This window comes from Rhodococcus sp. P3_B8, from assembly GCF_056402775.1.
Map to the genome: position 1 here is coordinate 1 of NZ_JBFUGT010000169.1, position 13,576 is coordinate 13,576.

Annotated in this window: 16 protein-coding genes and 1 other RNA gene; 14 read left to right on the forward strand and 3 right to left on the reverse strand. The window is 67.1% G+C overall.

Annotated elements, in window-relative coordinates; all coding sequences use genetic code 11:
* From AC1D1G_RS31055 to AC1D1G_RS31065, 3 genes are all read right to left on the reverse strand, one after another.
* Positions 1-643: multicopper oxidase domain-containing protein (locus AC1D1G_RS31055; protein ID WP_477955045.1), on the reverse strand; the 643-nt coding region annotated here is incomplete at its 3' end.
* 166 nt (positions 644-809) lie between these two features.
* A complete protein-coding gene (hisN, locus tag AC1D1G_RS31060) occupies positions 810-1,598 on the reverse strand; it encodes a histidinol-phosphatase (RefSeq protein WP_283335245.1) in 789 nt (262 codons plus the stop codon).
* Between the two features lie 49 nt (positions 1,599-1,647).
* The gene (locus AC1D1G_RS31065) at positions 1,648-2,142 is read right to left on the reverse strand and encodes a beta-class carbonic anhydrase (protein ID WP_280781674.1); all 495 of its coding nucleotides are present in this window, start codon (positions 2,140-2,142) and stop codon (positions 1,648-1,650) included.
* A 165-nt stretch (positions 2,143-2,307) separates the two neighbouring features.
* On the opposite strand from AC1D1G_RS31065, the gene prfB reads away from it, so the two are divergent.
* The 14 genes from prfB to AC1D1G_RS31135 all read left to right on the forward strand — a co-directional run bounded on the left by prfB (position 2,308) and on the right by AC1D1G_RS31135 (position 13,453).
* Positions 2,308-3,414, forward strand: coding sequence for a peptide chain release factor 2 (gene prfB, locus AC1D1G_RS31070; protein ID WP_280781675.1), 1,107 nt, complete (start codon positions 2,308-2,310; stop codon positions 3,412-3,414).
* Positions 3,415-3,419: 5 nt separating this feature from the next.
* On the forward strand, positions 3,420-4,316 hold the full coding sequence (locus AC1D1G_RS31075; protein ID WP_005240218.1) for a mechanosensitive ion channel family protein: 897 nt from the start codon (positions 3,420-3,422) through the stop codon (positions 4,314-4,316).
* Entirely contained in the window at positions 4,313-4,774 is a 462-nt protein-coding gene (locus tag AC1D1G_RS31080) for an Rv3103c transmembrane domain-containing protein (protein ID WP_105413116.1), read from the forward strand. Before AC1D1G_RS31075 ends, AC1D1G_RS31080 begins: the two co-directional genes overlap by 4 nt.
* A 55-nt stretch (positions 4,775-4,829) precedes the next feature.
* Positions 4,830-5,519: a cell division ATP-binding protein FtsE gene (gene ftsE, locus AC1D1G_RS31085; RefSeq protein ID WP_005240222.1), complete on the forward strand. Its 690-nt coding sequence runs from the start codon at positions 4,830-4,832 to the stop codon at positions 5,517-5,519.
* A gap of 66 nt (positions 5,520-5,585) precedes the next feature.
* A complete protein-coding gene (gene ftsX, locus AC1D1G_RS31090; protein WP_112299333.1) occupies positions 5,586-6,491 on the forward strand; it encodes a permease-like cell division protein FtsX in 906 nt (301 codons plus the stop codon).
* A gap of 76 nt (positions 6,492-6,567) precedes the next feature.
* Positions 6,568-7,041 carry an SsrA-binding protein SmpB gene (gene smpB, locus AC1D1G_RS31095; RefSeq protein ID WP_005240226.1) on the forward strand — a complete coding sequence of 158 codons (474 nt, stop codon included), beginning with the start codon at positions 6,568-6,570 and terminating at the stop codon, positions 7,039-7,041.
* Positions 7,042-7,049: 8 nt separating this feature from the next.
* On the forward strand, positions 7,050-7,904 hold the full coding sequence (locus tag AC1D1G_RS31100) for a DMT family transporter (protein ID WP_280781775.1): 855 nt from the start codon (positions 7,050-7,052) through the stop codon (positions 7,902-7,904).
* A gap of 95 nt (positions 7,905-7,999) precedes the next feature.
* Positions 8,000-8,371, forward strand: a transfer-messenger RNA (tmRNA) gene (gene ssrA, locus AC1D1G_RS31105).
* A gap of 86 nt (positions 8,372-8,457) precedes the next feature.
* Entirely contained in the window at positions 8,458-8,832 is a 375-nt protein-coding gene (locus AC1D1G_RS31110; RefSeq protein WP_477955047.1) for a fluoride efflux transporter FluC, read from the forward strand.
* A complete protein-coding gene (gene crcB / locus AC1D1G_RS31115; protein ID WP_280781676.1) occupies positions 8,829-9,173 on the forward strand; it encodes a fluoride efflux transporter CrcB in 345 nt (114 codons plus the stop codon). Before AC1D1G_RS31110 ends, crcB begins: the two co-directional genes overlap by 4 nt.
* A gap of 74 nt (positions 9,174-9,247) precedes the next feature.
* Positions 9,248-10,879: a phosphoglucomutase (alpha-D-glucose-1,6-bisphosphate-dependent) gene (pgm, locus tag AC1D1G_RS31120; protein ID WP_477955048.1), complete on the forward strand. Its 1,632-nt coding sequence runs from the start codon at positions 9,248-9,250 to the stop codon at positions 10,877-10,879.
* A 59-nt stretch (positions 10,880-10,938) separates the two neighbouring features.
* A complete protein-coding gene (locus AC1D1G_RS31125) occupies positions 10,939-12,165 on the forward strand; it encodes an MFS transporter (RefSeq protein ID WP_280781678.1) in 1,227 nt (408 codons plus the stop codon).
* Positions 12,166-12,191: 26 nt separating this feature from the next.
* The gene (locus AC1D1G_RS31130) at positions 12,192-12,680 is read left to right on the forward strand and encodes a MauE/DoxX family redox-associated membrane protein (RefSeq protein WP_280781679.1); all 489 of its coding nucleotides are present in this window, start codon (positions 12,192-12,194) and stop codon (positions 12,678-12,680) included.
* A gap of 41 nt (positions 12,681-12,721) precedes the next feature.
* Positions 12,722-13,453 (forward strand): DsbA family protein, encoded by a 732-nt coding sequence (locus AC1D1G_RS31135; protein ID WP_005572218.1) that lies wholly within the window; start codon positions 12,722-12,724, stop codon positions 13,451-13,453.
* Positions 13,454-13,576: the final 123 nt, after the last annotated feature.

The following is a 13,576-nucleotide window of genomic DNA, read 5'->3' on the forward strand; positions in this document are numbered from 1 at the left end:
GGTCCGATTCGTCCAGCGCACCGTCCGCGGTGAACCGCCTGTCCTGAATGATCAGCGGAATATCGTCCAGACCATACGTTTTCGGTAGATCGAGGGCGTCGGTCGCGTCGTCGTCGATGAGGAAGAGTCCGGCGAGGCCGCGGTAGACGTGCTTCTCGGTGGAGCCGTGCGGGTGGGGGTGGTACCAGAGAGTGGCGGCCGGCTGGTTCACCGTCCACGACGGCTCCCACCGTGCGCCGGGTTCGATCGACTGGTGCGGTCCGCCGTCGCACCTGGCCGGGACGTGCATGCCGTGCCAGTGCACCGACGTCGGCTCGGGTAGTTCGTTGTCGATCGCGAAGGCGACCGCTTCACCCCGTCGGGCGCGGAGGGTCGGGCCGAGCATCGATTCGCCGTAACCCCAGGTGGGGGTCCCGCGACCGGGCAGGATCTCGGACGTGCCCGCTCGTGCGGTGAGCGTGAAGTGCCGGACGCCCGCATCGTCCACCGTGGACGCGGCCAACGGCGGAATCGGGAGTCGCCGGGCGAATCTCGCGTCGACGGGGGCAGCGGAGTTCGATCCTGCGGAGGCGCAGGCAGCAGACAGGACGAACGGCGCGGACGCCAGTCCCATCAGAAAGGTACGTCGGGCGAGGGCAGTCACGATTCTCCTGGGTCCTGTCGCCGCAAGGATCGCGGCGGGAATTTGGCTCAGGAGAAATTCTTCGTGACGGACACCGGCGTTCCGTCCTCCTCGGGGCCGAGGATGGCGGAGCCGGACTCCTCCGTCGGAGTCTTGTCAGGAACTGCTTGCTGTGCTATCGCCGGCGTCAGTTCGAGCGCAGGCGGGACAGCGCCTCGTCGTGGAGCAGCGTGTTGGTGGCCAGTGCGCTGCCTCCGTGCGGGCCGTCGGCGCCGGCCAGGTTGGTGAAGCGGCCGCCGGCCTCGCGCACCAGAACGTCGAGGGGTGCGAGGTCCCACAGCGACACCTCGGGTTCCGCGGCAATGTCGACGGCGCCCTCGGCGAGCAGGCAGTAGGAGAAGAAGTCACCGAATCCGCGGACCCGCCACACGTCGTCGGTGAGGGAGAGGAACTGTTCGCGGATGCCCAGTTCCTTCCATCCCGACAGGCTCGAGAACGTCAGGCTGGCCGATCCCAGTCGGTCGACGGCGGAGACGGCGAGACGGGCGGGCTCCGACCCGTCGAAAGTCGACCAGGCGCCCGCGCCCGACGCGGCCCACCACCGGCGCGCGAGTGCCGGGGCGCTGACCACGCCGACGGTGGGAACGCCGTCCTCGAGCAACGCGATCAGCGTGGCCCAGATCGGGACGCCGCGGACGAAGTTCTTGGTCCCGTCGATCGGGTCGACCACCCACTGGCGTCCCGCGAACTGCGCGTCACCGCCGAACTCCTCACCCAGCACCGCATCGGCGGGTCGCTCGGCGTCCAGCGTCGCGCGCACTGCCCGTTCCACGGCCAGGTCGGCGTCGGTGACCGGCGTGAGGTCGGGTTTGTCGTCGACCGACAGGTCGAGCGCCCCGAATCGGGCCCTGGTGATCGCGTCCGCCTCGTCGGCGATTCGGAGGGCGAGTTGCAGGTCGGCGTGGAGGTCGGTCACGGTCGCCCAGATTACTCGTACCGCTTACTCGTACCGCGCCCGCGCGAACTCAGTCGATCTTCACTTCCGCGAGCTTTCCGGTGGCGACGTCGAAGACGAACCCGCGGAGGGACGTGGTCGCCGTGATGAACGGGCTGGACTGGATGCGGCGCAGCGACTGCCGGACGTCCTCGTCGAGGTCGGAGAACGCCTCGGCCGACCAGGCCGGCTTGATACCGACCTCGTCCTGGATGGACTTCTTGAAGTCGTCGTCCGTGAACGTGAGCATCCCGCAGTCCGTGTGGTGGATGAGGATGATCTCGGTGGTGCCGAGCAGTCGCTGGCTGATCGCGAGCGACCGGATCTCGTCGTCCGTCACCACACCGCCGGCATTGCGGATAACGTGCGATTCCCCCTCCTGGATGCCGAGGATCCGGTAGACGTCCACACGCGCGTCCATGCAGGCGAGGACCGCAACGTGCTTGCTCGGGGGGAGGGGGAGTGGCCCGGTGAATCCGGCGGCGTACTCCTCGTTGTTCTTCAGGTACTGGTCGGTCACGGTCATTTCGACTCCGTCCGGAATGGCGGCAAGAAGATCTGCCTACCCGTGCATGCAACAAGGAGCATCCGGGGTGCGCAAGGGTTCGACTCGACGTGATCCGAAGGGGTGACTTCGGCTGAGAAGCAGGGGTGAGAGGGCCCGGACGCGCACCCGGTAACCTTGGGAACCGTGCATCCCGACGTATCCGCAGACCTCAGCGAGCTCGACACCACCCTCCGTACCGTCGAATCGGTGCTGGACGTGGAGGAGTTGCGCCGCCGCATCGACGAGCTCGAACACCAGGCCGCCGATCCGGAGCTGTGGAACGACCAGGAGCACGCCCAGCAGGTCACCAGCCAGCTCTCGCATTCCCAGGCCGAACTGCGCCGCGTCGAGGAACTGCGGACGCGGCTCGACGACATGCCGGTGCTCTACGAACTCGCCGAGGACGAGGGCGCCGAGGCCATCGCGGACGCCGACGCCGAGCGGCACAGCCTGCGCGAGGACATCGCCGCGATGGAAGTCAAGACGATGCTCTCCGGCGAATACGACGAGCGTGACGCGCTGGTCAACATCCGCTCCGGCGCCGGTGGCGTCGACGCCGCCGACTGGGCCGAGATGTTGATGCGCATGTACGTCCGCTGGGCGGAGAAGCACGGTTACGGGGTCGAGGTCTACGACACGTCCTACGCCGAAGAAGCCGGAATCAAGAGCGCGACGTTCGCGGTCAAGGCGCCCTACAGCTACGGAACGCTGTCCGTCGAGATGGGCACGCACCGGCTGGTCCGGATCAGCCCGTTCGACAACCAGGGTCGCCGGCAGACGTCGTTCGCCGAGGTCGAGGTTCTGCCCGTGGTCGAGACCACCGACCACATCGACGTCAACGAGAACGACGTCCGCGTCGACGTGTACCGCTCCTCGGGTCCCGGTGGGCAGTCCGTCAACACCACCGACTCCGCGGTCCGGTTGACACACATCCCGACCGGCATCGTCGTGACCTGTCAGAACGAGAAGTCGCAGCTGCAGAACAAGGTGTCGGCGATGCGCGTCCTGCAGGCGAAGCTGCTCGAGGTCAAGCGCAAGGAGGAGCGCGCCGAGATGGACGCGCTCAAGGGCGACGGCGGCAGTTCCTGGGGCAATCAGATGCGGTCCTACGTGCTGCACCCGTACCAGATGGTCAAGGATCTGCGCACCGAGTACGAAGTCAACAACCCGTCGGCAGTGCTCGACGGTGACATCGACGGTTTCCTCGAATCCGGCATCCGGTGGCGGATGCGCGAGAATCAGGCGTCCTAATACCTATGGAAGCGACGGCGGCGATGTTCGCTCCCACCCAGAACCTGCTCGACTGGCTCTCGTCGACGGGGCTTGCTGTGTCGCTCACCGTCCTCGGAGCGATCCTGATGGCGCGATTCGTCAATTGGGGCGGCAGCAAGGTCACCGACCGGATCGACAGCAACTACATGCAGGGCGACGCCCTCGTCCGGTCCGAGGCGACCAAACACCGGCACTCGGTGGCGCAGGTGATCACCTGGGTGATCATCACCATCATCTACGTCATCGCGACGATGAAGGTGCTGGATCAGTTGAGCCTGCCGATCGGCAGCCTGGTGGCCCCGGCCACCGTGCTCGGTGCGGCACTCGGTTTCGGCGCGCAGCGCGTGGTGCAGGACATCCTCGCCGGCTTCTTCATCATCACCGAACGCCAGTACGGCTTCGGTGACACGGTGCAACTCGCGGTGACGGGGTCGTCGGAAGACGCCGAGGGCGTGATCGAGGACGTCACGCTCCGGGTCACCCGGATGCGGAACTCGGACGGTGAGGTCATCACCGTTCCCAACGGCCAGATCGTCAAGGCGATCAACCTGTCCAAGGACTGGGCGCGCGCCGTGATCGACGTGCCGGTCCCCGCCACGTCGGACATCAACCGGGTCAACGAGGTGCTGCACCAGGTCGGTGTCGAGGCCTTCGCGGATCGTGGACTGAAGAAACTATTGCTCGACGAACCGACGGTGATGGGAGTGGAGAGTCTGACGGTCGACGAGGTCAGCGTTCGCGTCGTGGCGCGAACCCTGCCGGGTAAGCAGTTCCAGGTGGGTCGCGCGCTGCGCGTGCGCATCGCCACCGCGATGAGACGGCAGGGGATCACCGTCGAACCGGACCTCCAGACGGTCCGGGCAGCGGAGGGCGAGGGATGACCGACGAACCCCGGCGCGGACTGGACCGGATTCTGCACTCGTCGTTCCTTCCCGCCAAGATCTTCGGCGGACGGGTACGGACGTCGACGCTGGTGCTGTGCATCCTCTGGGTCGTGCTGTACACGCTGTACACGTATCTGAACCCGGCCGAAGAGGTGGTCCAGGGCCCCGTCGCGCCGGCTGTCGTGCCCACCCGGCAGGCGCCCCTCCAGGAGACCACGCTGCCGACGTCCGAGATCGAGACGACGACCGAGTCGACGTCGGAGACGGTCACGACCACCGAGACGACACCCGAGGCGACCCCGCAGGAGACGGCGCCCACCGGGACCAGCCAGGTGACCTCCACCCCGACGTTGCCGTTCGGGATTCCCAACCCGTTCCCGCCTCCGCCGACGGGCACACCGCCGACCACGTCGTCCGTCCCGACGACGTCTGCGACGCCGCAGAGCGGACGATGACGTCCGCGCGTCGCTTCATTTGGTCACTGTTCGATAACGTCTAGACTGGCTCCTCGTGATCAGCGTCGAGAATGTGTCGAAGTCGTACAAGACCTCCACGAGGCCCGCCCTGGACAAGGTGAGCGTCGAGGTGGACAAGGGCGAGTTCGTCTTCCTCATCGGCCCGTCGGGCTCGGGAAAGTCGACCTTCATGCGCCTGCTCCTCAAGGAGGAGTCGCCGACGTCGGGTGACATTCACATCGCGGACTTCCACGTCAACAAGCTTTCCGCCCGGCGCGTGCCGAAGCTGCGGCAGAGCATGGGCGTCGTCTTCCAGGACTTCCGGCTCCTGCAGAAGAAGACCGTGTCCGAGAACGTCGCGTTCGCGCTCGAGGTGATCGGGAAGCCGCGCGCGATGATCTCCCGGACCGTCCCCGAGGTGCTCGAGATGGTCGGGCTGTCCGGGAAGGCGGACCGTCTCCCCACCGAACTGTCGGGCGGTGAGCAGCAGCGCGTCGCGATCGCGCGGGCGTTCGTGAACCGGCCGCTGGTGCTGTTGTGCGACGAGCCCACCGGAAACCTCGACCCGGAGACGAGCCAGGACATCATGCTGCTGCTCGAACGGATCAACCGCACCGGAACGACGGTGGTGATGGCCACCCACGACCACCACATCGTCGACTCGATGCGCCGTCGCGTGGTGGAGCTGGACCTCGGCAGAGTGGTGCGCGACGAGGCTCGGGGTGTGTACGGCGTGGGGCGTTAGCCGCCCTCCCTGCACTCCAGCCTCAGCACTGTCCCCAAGCCTCCTACGAAGGACTCTGATTCCCCGATGCGTGCCAGTTTCATTTTCAGTGAGGTCCTGACCGGACTCCGTCGCAACGTCACCATGACCATCGCGATGATCCTCACCACCGCAATTTCGCTCGGCCTGTTCGGCAGCGGGTTGCTGGTGGTGCAGATGGCCGGCAAGACTCAGCAGATCTTCCTGGACCGCGTCGAGGTGCAGATCTTCCTCACCGACGACATCTCCACGTCGGACCCGGGCTGCGAGGGGGAGATCTGCAAGACGCTGCGCACGGAACTCGAGGAGACCCCGTCAGTGGTGTCGGTGGAGTACCTCAACCGGGACGACGCCGTGAAGGACGCGACGGAGCGGGTGTTCAAGGATCAGCCCGAGCTCGCCGCACTCGTCAGCCCCGACAGCTTCCCGGCCTCGTTCAAGGTCAAGCTCAGCGACCCCGAGCGGTTCGGCGTGATCAACGAGAAGTTCGGCACCCGCCCGGGAGTCGAGAGCGTCCTCAACCAGCGCGAGCTGGTGGAGCGGCTCTTCAGCGTCCTCAACGGTGTCCGCAACGCCGCGTTCGCGATCGCGATCGTGCAGGCCGTCGCGGCAATCCTGCTGATCGCGAACATGGTTCAGATCGCCGCGTTCACCCGGCGCACCGAGGTCGGCATCATGAGGCTGGTCGGTGCCACCCGCTGGTACACGCAGTTGCCGTTCCTGCTCGAGGCGGTGGTCGCCGCGCTGGTGGGTGCCGTCCTCGCCATCGTCGGCCTGTTCACCGCGAAGAACATGTTCATCGACGACGTGCTCGCCGACGTGTACGAGGCCAACATCGTGGCCAGGATCTCCAACAGCGACGTGCTGTTCGTCTCACCGGTGCTGGTGCTCGTGGGCGTCGGAATGGCGGCGGTCACCGCGTACGTGACCCTGCGCTTGTACGTCCGCGAATAATTCGGTTTGCCTCTTCTCCTATGCTGGAGGGTACGAACTGTTCACCTCGGACATCGCGGACTGAAAGGCCCGGAACGTGAAGGAAAAGGGCCGCAAGGTCATTGCGACCAATCGCAAGGCGCGTCACAACTACACCATCCTCGACGTCTACGAGGCCGGGATCGCCCTCGTCGGTACCGAGGTGAAGAGTCTGCGCGAGGGCAAGGCGTCCCTGGTCGACGCGTTCGCTACCGTCGACGACGGCGAGGTCTGGCTGCGCTCCCTGCACATTCCCGAATACACGCAGGGCACGTGGACCAACCACGCGCCGCGCCGTACCCGGAAGTTGCTGCTGCACAAGCGGGAGATCGAGCATCTCGTCGGCAAGACGCGGGAGGGAAATCAGACCCTGGTTCCCCTGTCGATGTACTTCTCCGACGGCAAGGTCAAGGTGGAGCTCGCGCTCGCGAAGGGTAAGCAGGACTACGACAAGCGCCAGGATCTGGCCAGGCGGACCGCCGAGCGTGAGGTGACCCGCGAACTCGGCCGCCGAGTCAAGGGCATGCGCTGACATCGATCCTGCTCGCGCTCGTGGCCGCGATCGGTTACGGCGTGAGCGATTTCATCGGGGGAGTGGCGTCCCGCCGGGTGGCGGCGCTTCGCGTCGTCATCGTGTCGTACCCGCTGTCGTTGCTGATCGTGCTCGTGATCGCCCCGTTCGCCGGGGGCACCCTCACCTCCGCCTCCCTCGTCTGGGGAGCCCTGGCGGGAGTGGCCGGTGGCGTGGCGGTCTGGTGGTTCTACCTCGCGCTGGCGTCGGGACCGATGTCGGTGGTGTCGCCGCTGACGGCCGTGCTGGTCGCGGGGATTCCGGTGCTGATCGGGCTCGCGTTCGGTGAGCGGCCCGGGCCCGTTGCGTACGTCGGGATCGCCGTGGCCCTCGTCGCCGTGGTCCTCGTCAGCCGGGAATCTCCCGACGAGACCGCGGGGGAGGTGGCCGGGGGCAGGGTGCTGCGCTTCACCCGGACCGTGGCGCTGCTGACTGTCGGATCCGGCATCGCGTTCGCGCTCTCCTTCGTCTCGTTGCACCAGATCGGTGACGACGGCGGGATGTGGGCACTCGCCGTGTCCCGTGCCGCGGCGACCGCGGTGGTGTGGCTCGTCGCGTTGTCGGCCGGCCACTTCGTGCTGCCGCACGGCGAACCCCTCAAGCTCGCCGTGTACGTGAGTTTCCTCGACGTCCTGGCCAACGCAGCCATGATGTACGCGTTCCAGGGTGGGCTGCTGTCGCTGGTCAGCGTGATCGGGTCGCTGTACCCCGCCGCCACCGTGTTGTTGGCGATGGTGATGCTCGGTGAGCGGGTGAGCAGAATGCAGCAGGCGGGCATGCTCCTCGCACTCGCGGCCGTCGGAATGATCGCCGTGGCCAGCTGAAATACGGCCACCGACACGCGGGACGAAAACCGGGATGAAACCGGACCGGGTTCGCGTTACACTAGGTGGCCCCGCGAGACTCGTGGGGCACGTACGGGGCTGAACGGTTTCGACTGCGTACGTTGAGGTAGGGGAAGCGTGTCGGTGCAGGCAAGAGACCACCGTAAGCGTCGCTGCAAACATATAAGCGCCGATTCCAATCAGCGCGACTACGCACTCGCTGCCTAAGTAGCGACTGCGTGTCTGTCAGTCCGGGTTCGCCCTCGGTCCGGGTACTGGCATCAGCTAGAGGGCTTTACCGTTCGACTCGGTCGCGGAGTCGAACGGGACAACCAACAGCGACTGGGATCGTCATCCTGGCTTGTTTGCGAGACTGGGAGATCCAAGTAGAGACATAGCAAACTGCACACGGAGAAGCCCTAGCTTTGCTGCGGAGGACCCGGGTTCAATTCCCGGCAGCTCCACCAGATCCGGGCCGGACACCACCAGGTGTCCGGCCCGGATTTTTTGTGCCCGGCGGAGTTCGAACGCCCCCACCCGCCGCCGTGACACGATGTGTGCCGTGTCCCTGACGAAACCGGTGGCCGTGGTTGCCCTGGGCGGTGCGCTCGGTGCGTCCGCGAGATTCCTGTTGGCCGAGCTGTGGCCGGGCATCTGGACCGTCCTGCTGATCAACGTGGTCGGGTCACTGCTGCTCGGCTACCTCGCCGAGACGGTCGGACCGGACCGGTTGTGGCGACTGTTCCTGGGCGTCGGCGTCCTCGGCGGTTTCACCACGTTTTCGACGTTCGCCGTCGACGCGGTGCGGGAGGACGCCGCCACCGCGACGCTCTACGTGGTGGCCACCCTGATACCGGCCCTGCTCGCGGCGCGGCTGGGGATGCTCGCCGGTCACCGGCATCGGCTGGCACGGAAGGCGGCGGCATGACCGTCCTCCTCGTGGCCCTCGGCGGCGCGCTCGGTGCGGCGACGCGATACCTCACCGGCCGGTACGTCGACTCGTACCGCAGCTTTCCGGTGGCCACCTTCCTCGTGAACGTGGCCGGGTGCCTGATCCTCGGACTGCTGTCGGGGGCATCGATGTCCGAGCAGACGTTCGCCTTGCTGGGCACGGGTTTCTGCGGCGGACTGACCACGTACTCGACGTTCGCGGTGGAATCGGTGGGGCTGCTGCGGATCCGGCGGGCGCTCCCGTCCGTCGTCTACGTGATCGCGAGTGTGGCAGCCGGGCTGGCCGCCGCCTGGCTGGGATTCCGATTGACGTCTTGAGGGCAGACTCCGGTGCGAGGGTGCAGGATGGATGGGTAGTCGAGTTCGATCCCGATGAATTTCCAGGAGGTCTCGTGGCGCACGACAGAGCGGGTCAGGTGGCACTGCCGGAGGATCTCGTAGACATCGCGCACCTGGTGACCGCGTACTACAGCGGCGTGCCCGACCCCGAGAATCCCTTGCAGCAGGTGGTGTTCGGGACATCGGGCCACCGGGGGTCGAGCCTCGACAATGCCTTCAACGAGGCACACATCCTGGCCACCACCCAGGCCATCGTCGAGTACCGGGCGTCCCAGGGCATCGACGGTCCTCTGTTCGTCGGGCGCGACACCCACGCCCTGTCGGAGCCGGCGTGGACGTCGGCTCTCGAGGTGCTGGCCGCGAACGACGTGACGGTGCTGATCGATTCGCGGAACCGGTACACCCCGACCCCCGCGGTCAGTCACGCGATTCTCCGCTACAACCGCAGCGGCCCGGAGTCGCAGGCCGACGGCATCGTCGTGACGCCGTCGCACAACCCGCCGCGCGACGGCGGCTTCAAGTACAACCCTCCGCACGGTGGTCCCGCCGGCTCCGAGGCGACGACGATCATCGCCGACCGTGCCAACGAGTTACTCCGCCGGAACCTCTCGGGTGTGCGGAGAGTGTCCGCGGACCGGGCGATCCAGCGGGCCGAGCGGTACGACTTCCTCCGCTTCTACATCGACGACCTGCCGAGCGTCCTCGATCTCGACGCCATCCGGAGCACCGGAGTGCGGATCGGCGCCGACCCGCTGGGCGGAGCGAGCGTCGACTACYGGGGTGCGATCGCCGACACCCATCGGCTCGATCTCGAGGTCGTCAATCCGCTCGTCGACGCCACGTGGCGGTTCATGACCCTCGACACCGACGGCAAGATCCGCATGGACTGCTCGTCGCCCGACGCCATGGCCTCGCTGATCGGAGCCAAGGACCGGTTCGACATCTCCACCGGAAACGACGCCGACGCGGACCGGCACGGGATCGTCACTCCCGATGGGGGACTGATGAATCCCAACCATTACCTCGCGGTGGCCATCGACTACCTGTTCTCGCACCGCACGGGGTGGGGTTCGACGGTGAAAGTGGGCAAGACGCTCGTCAGTTCGTCGATGATCGACCGGGTGGTCGGAAGCCTCGGCCGCGAACTGCTGGAAGTGCCGGTGGGATTCAAGTGGTTCGTCCCCGGTCTTCTCGAGGGCTCGCTCGGCTTCGGTGGCGAGGAGAGTGCGGGAGCGTCGTTCCTGCGTCACGACGGCGGGGTGTGGACCACCGACAAGGACGGGATCATCCTGGCCCTGCTCGCCTCGGAGATGACGKCGGTGACCGGCAAGACACCGTCGGTGCGGTACCGGGAACTCGCAGAGCAGTTCGGCAGCCCCGCCTACGCGCGCATCGATGCCCCCGCCACCCGGGAGCAGAAGGCGGTGCTGGCGAAACTGTCGCCCGAACAGGTGTCGGCCACCGAACTGGCCGGGGAGCCGATCACCGCGACGCTGACGAGTGCCCCGGGTAACGGGGCGGCCCTCGGTGGGCTGAAGGTCACCACCGAGTCGGCGTGGTTCGCGGCGCGGCCGTCGGGCACCGAGGACGTCTACAAGATCTACGCCGAATCGTTCAAAGGCCCGGACCATCTCGCGCAGGTGCAGGCGGCGGCCAAGGAACTGGTGGCGGACGTCCTGAAGTAGAACTTCGGCCGGGGTAGGTGCTGCCGCCGAAGCGGGGGCACCTACGATCGGATTCAACTATGAACACTCGCGCAGCCGGGCTGCCCGCTGGGCGCAGCCCGCGGCTCCCCTCGGAAATCTGGGTGCTGGTCTCGGCCAGCTTCGTCATCGCACTCGGATTCGGGATCGTCGCACCCGCCCTCCCGCAGTTCGCCCGCAGCTTCGACGTGAGTGTGACGGCGGCCACCGTAGTGATCTCGTCCTTCGCGTTCATGCGCCTGGTCTTCGCCCCGGTCAGCGGCCGGCTCGTGCAGAAACTGGGGGAGCGGCCGGTCTACATCACCGGACTCCTGATCGTCGCCGCCTCGACCGCCGCCTGCGCGGTCGCCGGGGACTACTGGCAGTTGCTCGTCTTCCGCGCACTCGGCGGCATCGGCTCGACGATGTTCACGGTGTCGGCGATGGGCCTGGTGATCCGCATCGCACCGGTGGACAGCCGCGGTCGCGTGTCCGGGCTGTACGCGACGAGCTTCCTGATGGGATCGATCTCCGGACCCCTCGTCGGCGGGCTGCTCGTCGGATTCGGACTCCGGGTTCCGTTCGTCATCTACGCGATCGCCCTCGTCATCGCGGCCGCGGTCGTCTTCGTGAGCCTGCGCGGTTCGCACCTGACGGCGCCTGACGCCACCGCCGCCGGTGCCACCATGACGCTGCGGGAGGCCCTCGGGCAGCCCGTCTACCGCGCCGCCCTCGGCTCGAATTTCGCGTTCGGCGGGGTGATCTTCGGAGTGCGGGTGGCGATGGTCCCGCTGTTCGTCGTCGAGGCGCTGCACCGCGACGCCGCCCTCGCCGGCATCGCCCTCACCGTCTTCGCCGTCGGCAATGCGCTCGTCCTCATCGTGTCCGGGCGATTGTCCGACGTGTACGGCCGGAAGCTGTTCGTCCTGCTCGGACTGCTGGTGTGCGGCGCCAGCACCGTCGGGATGGGCCTCAGCGAGAACCTGCTCGTGTTCCTGGTGCTGTCCGGCATCGCAGGCATCGGTTCCGGAGTCATGAGTCCCGCGCAGCAAGCCGCGGTCGCCGACGTCGTGGGCGCGAAGTCCCGCGGCGGTCCCGTGCTGGCCACCTTCCAGATGGTCGCCGACGTCGGCGGAGTCCTCGGACCGGTCGGGGCGGGTCTGCTCGCCCAGCACCTGTCGTACGCGGTCGCATTCGGCGTGACCGGCGGGGTCATGCTCCTCGCCGCAGTGGGCTGGCTGCTCGTGCCGAACAAGCCGGCGCCCAAGGTGTCGGTCGAGGCGGTCTGACCGGCGTCTTCGGTACCCTCGTTCGGGTGTGGATCAAGGTCGTCTCCCTTCTCGCCCGGCTGTCTCTCGCCGCCGTCTGGCTGGTCTCCGGCGCACTCAAAGTCGCCGACCCCGCCCAGACGATCATCGCGGTCCGCGCCTACCAACTGCTTCCCGAGGACCTCGTCCGGCCGGTCGCGAACACGCTGCCGTTCTTCGAGATCGCCCTCGGACTGCTTCTGCTGATCGGGCTCGCCGTCCGCGCCACGGCCGCGGTGTCCGCCGTGCTCCTGCTCGGGCTCATCGGCGTGATCGTCTCCGTGTGGGCCCGCGGACTGTCCATCGACTGCGGATGCTTCGGCGGCGGCGGTGCGGCCGACGTGAACGGCTGGGACTACACCAAGGAAATACTCCGGGATGTGGGCTTCCTCGCCCTGGCCGTGTGGCTGATCGTGTTCCCCCGTTCCCCGTTCGCACTGGGGCTCGGCTCCCGCACCACTTTCTCAGTGACCCCTCAGCAGACGGTGGCAGAGTAAGCATTCGGTAAATCGATCCGACGTCGAAGGACTGCATCCACGTGAGCTCGAAGAACAAGTACAACCCGCAGCCGGAATCCAGCCGGTCCACCTACATTCTCGGTGGGCTCGCCGTACTGGTCATCGCCGTACTGGTCATCGGTGGTGTGATCTGGCAGAGCAACCGCAGCAAGCCGCGCAACGACGGTTACGGCGGGGTCCAGAACTCCGAGGTCCAGGTGGCGCTGCAGGACGACGGCGTCGTACTTCTCGGTCGCCCCGACGCGGCCACCACGGTCGACCTCTTCGAAGATCCCATGTGCCCGTACTGCGCCGAACTCGAGAACAAGAACGGCCAGGAACTCGCGCAGGCCATCGACGACGGCAAGGTGGCGGTCCGCTACCACGTCCTGAACTTCCTCGACCAGCTCTCGGCCAGCGGTGACTACTCCACCCGCGCCGTCGCGGCATCCGAGTGCGTCGCAGAAACCGGTGACGCCGTGGCGTATTCGGCGTTCCACGCGGCGCTGTTCTCCCCGTCGAACCAGCCGAAGGAGAACGGCAGCTCCGATCACACCAACGAGGAGCTCGCGCAGATCGCCGGCGACGCCGGAGCGTCCGACGAGGCCGTCCAGTGCATCACCACCGGCGCGAAGGTCGAGCAGGCCCGTACGCACGCCGAGGCGGGCCGTCAGGCCCTCGCCGCGAGCGGCGCTACCGGCACCCCTGCCGTGGTCAAGGACGGCACCGTGATCGATGCACTCTCCAACGAGAACTGGGTGTCGCAGCTGTAGGCGGCTCCGCCGCCCGTGCGCCTTTTTGGGCTCTACTGACTCATTCGTGGGTTGGTCCGGCCGGGTAATTGTGGTCGAGCGCCCCCGAGGCTGAGCATTGCCAGTGCGATGACTGCCTCGGGG